This is a genomic window from Bacillota bacterium, from assembly GCA_040754675.1.
Lineage (GTDB): Bacteria > Bacillota > Limnochordia > Limnochordales > Geochordaceae > Geochorda.
Window position 1 is genome coordinate 1 of sequence record JBFMCJ010000635.1, and the last position, 2,218, is coordinate 2,218.

At 66.5% G+C, this 2,218-nt stretch carries 1 protein-coding gene; it reads left to right on the top strand.

The window, feature by feature from the left end; all coding sequences use genetic code 11:
* A partial coding sequence (locus AB1609_21870) for an FtsX-like permease family protein (protein MEW6049083.1) occupies nt 1-2,141 on the top strand: 2,141 nt, incomplete at its 5' end.
* Nucleotides 2,142-2,218: the final 77 nt, after the last annotated feature.

Sequence of the window (2,218 nt, forward strand, 5' to 3'; positions counted from 1 at the left end):
ACCTGGCCCAGGCACTGCAGGTGACTGAAGGGGAAGAGGTCTCGGTCTTCGGCTGCCGGTTTCCGGCGGCCGCCACCTTCCCGGAGACGCTCCTGACCCTGGCCAGCGCCCATACCGACGGCACCCTCGTGGTCGGTGAACCGTTGCTGCGGCGGGCAGGCGCGGACCGCCGCAGATCCGGCGGAGTGGAGTTCCTGCTCCTGAAGCTCCCACCCGGCACCACCGGCGAAGAGATTGAGGCGCTCACGGGCAGGTTGGTGGACAGGCTGGGCCGGGCGGCCGTGCTGGGCGTATCCGATCTTGCCCCCCTGTTCGAGCAGGGCCTCGAGCGCCTGGGCAGTCTTTACTTCTGGAGTGCAGTGGTCATCGTCTTCATGTGCGCTTTCGGCATCGCATACGGCGTTGAGGACTACGCCCGTAGCCGTGTGGCCGAGACTGCCATCATGAGGACCTTCGGCGCCGGCCTGGGGCGGGTGCTGGGTATCGTCACCTTCAGGCTGGCACTGGCCGGGCTGGCGGCCGGCGTACTGGGGGTGCTATGGAGCCGGCTTCTGGGTAGCCTGTCAAGCGCCCTGGCGGGGGCAGGGGCCCGCGAAATGATCGAACTCGCCACGCCCGCAACTGTTCCCTGGTCCTTCCTGCTGGTCGGACCGATCCTCGTCCTTACCTACGGCCTGTCTACCTTTGTGGTAACCATGCAGGCCACGCCCGCCCTGGTCCTCCGGGGGAAGGCTGCTGGGTTCCTGGTACCCGCCGAACGGAAGGGGGAGGCCCTGCTCTCTCTGGCCATCGCCCTGGTGGTGACCCTGGTTGCCGTCCCCCTGTTGGGTCGACTTTACCTCGGCGGGGGATTCGCTCAGGGGGCGGTGATGTGGCTCATTCTCATCGCCTGCCTCGTCCTTCTCGGGGCGGTTGCCCTGGCCATGTGGATGCTGGGAAACCTGGGGCAGGTGGCCCCGGTGGCCCTGCGGTGGCCCCTCACCTACCTGCGCCTGGGGAGGAGCCGGGTGGTCGCCGCCATGACCGCGGTGGCAGTTGCCCTCAGTGTGGGCACCGGTGCCCTCATCCTGGAGCGCCCGTTCAGCCACGAGTTGGAGTTGAGCATAGCGCGGCAGATCCCCGCCACCATCCTTGCCATCTACCCGGCGGGAGCCGTGACCTCCGAGCAGGAGTCGGCTGTGGTGGCCAGGCTGCAGGAACACCGAGACGTGGAGGTTTCCCCGGGAGGGGCCGTTTTAGCCCGGCTGCACGAGGTTAACGGGCAGCCCGTGAGCAAGTCGGGTGGCATGCTGGTTGCCATAAAGCTCGTCGATCCTGCCCGCGCTCACCTGTACAACTCCACGCTTACGCTCGACCTGGTGAACCGGGCGGCGCCGGGAGAGATCCCCTGCTCCGTCTGGGAGGAATTTGCGGACCGACTCGGGATCGGGCCGGGAGACAGCCTGGTGGTGGGGGTACCGGTTGGGGCCCGGGCCGGTTCGTCCGGCCGCATGACCCTGCGCGTGGTCTCTGTCGACCCCTTCATGGGGGTGCGTCTCGGCATAATGGCGGCCATCACGGTCCCACACGGCGCCATCGGTTTTGAGTATGGGGTGATGGCCGTGCGCTGCGACCCCACTCGCAGTGCTGCCCTCAGGCGGGAACTGGCCCGGATGCTGGAAGCCGTCTCGCCCGGCGGTCCCACTGGCCCGGCCGGTGTGCGGGTGTACGACCTCGGAGCCATCCTGCTGCTCCTGCGCGCCGCGGTGGGAGAACTGGCGTTCCTGTGGTGGCTGACGGCGGGATTCAGCCTCCTCGTGAGCCTCGCGGTATACTTCAGTTCGTCCTCCATAGCCCGCATCCGGAGGGCGTCCGAACTTGCTCTGTTCCGTGCTCTGGGTGCTTCCTCCTGGCAGTTGCAGGTAGGCCCCCTGGTCGAGGCCCTGACCCAGGGTGTGGTGTGCGGGTTGGCGGCTGGCGGGCTGGCCCAATTCCTGTTCCTCAAGGCGGCGGGATTCATATTCAACGAGAGGCTGCCCTTTGATTACGGTATCCTGGGTTGGAGTCTGGCTCTCTCCCTCGTTCTGGCTTTGGTGACCGGGTACTGGTCTTTCGGCCGCGCGGCTGCCGAGACCCCTATGCACATCCTTCGCAATGAATAACAGTACTATCGAGCTAATATCGGAAGGTGTGGAAAAACCGATGGCGTACACGTAGAAGAAGTGGCCTCCGCTGGCAC